Genomic DNA, 1,379 nt, shown 5'->3' with positions numbered 1-1,379 from the left:
TCAGTCGATCACATCGACAGCCGCGTAATCTCGTCTGATGGCGATGAATCAGATGGAACTGGTCGTGGCGCGTCTTCGAATCGCTGGTGAGTGTGATCTTCAGGATGGACCGTCGCTGTCGGCGGCGCACTGCCGCCGACGCGACAGTGTCGTCACTCACGACCGCTATCTAAATCGGTGGACAGCTACCGGAAGAATCGGCTGTCGAGTGGCTGGTTCGCTGGAATGGACCTACGTACACCAAGCGCTGTCCAAGCGGCCCGCAGCACCATCTCACAGAACTCCGTGAACGGCCACCTCCAGAGGCGGCGCCCCCCGCGGCGGGGCGCCGCCACGTACCGCCAGTGTAGATACCGCCAGCTATTCTGGAGCAGTAGGCTCACCACAAACATCACCAGCCGTAGCCCAGCGTCCTGAGAACTGGTGAATGCGAGGCTCTGCTTGGCTAATCGGTAGCTCGACTCGATGCCGAAGCGCTTGCTGTAGTGTTCTCGGGCATCCCGTGGTGTGTCGATAAACGGCGCGTCAGCGGCGTAGCCGTGACGCGCCACCCCGTGTTCGTCGTATCGTCCCTGTTGGTAGACGCAGTCGATGAACACAGGGAACGTTACCTTGCCGGCGAGATCGTGTTCGATCTCGCGGCTCCAGCCGCTACTGAGTTCGTCTTGGATCGTTTCACCCCACTTGACGATCGGCATCACGTAGGCGTAGTTGTGCGTGGACAACAGCCCAAGACAGGTGCTGTTGTAGAATCCGCGATCGAGATAGACGGCCTTGACGCCGAGGTCAAGGCCGTCGAGGAGTTCGAGAAACTCACCAAGGACGTCGCTGGTGGTGTCGCCAGCGACAAGCTGGCGCACCGCCAGCGTGTACCGCTTGTTGCGTACCCGCGCGTACAGCGTCGCGTACGCGTGAAACGTTGTGGTTCCTCGTTTCGCCTGTGAGAAGTACAGCGCTTCTGTTTCGTCTTCATCGCCGTAGTAGGGGTCGAGGTGGAGGTCTGCACAGACCTCCACCGGTCGATCTGGAAGCGTCTCAAGCGTATCTCGTTGAAGTAGCGTGTCCCCAACCGCCTCAACGGAGTCAAGTTCGAACTGCTCGGTGAGATGTCCTCGAACGGTGTTGGCGTGTGGCGAGTCCTCGGTCGTTTCGCAGACGTGATTGATCGAGGTCCCGCCGGCGCTGGCGCCGGCGAGGACCTCGTACAACGTCTCTGTCGTGACCTTGACGTTCTCGTCGAGATCTATCGCAAGCTCTTCGTTGAGGCTGTTGACGACAAAATTAAGGAGGTGCTCTTCTTCTATCTCGCTGTCTGCTTCGGTAGCTTCCACACCCTTCCCAAGCAGACACTTTCACTCAAACCCGATGTGATCGACTGA

The 1,379-nt window shown here is 59.2% G+C and carries 1 protein-coding gene; it reads right to left on the bottom strand.

Annotated features, from left to right (window positions below):
- Positions 1-185: 185 nt before the first annotated feature.
- Positions 186-1,331, bottom strand: coding sequence for an ISH3 family transposase (locus FGL94_RS18075; protein WP_122107030.1), 1,146 nt, complete (start codon positions 1,329-1,331; stop codon positions 186-188).
- Positions 1,332-1,379 lie beyond the last annotated feature (48 nt).

The sequence above is a fragment of the Halorubrum salsamenti genome (genome assembly GCF_007671685.1).
Lineage (GTDB): Archaea > Halobacteriota > Halobacteria > Halobacteriales > Haloferacaceae > Halorubrum > Halorubrum salsamenti.
The sequence above is the reverse complement of the archived record's forward strand: the minus strand, read 5'-3'. Positions and strand labels throughout refer to the sequence as shown.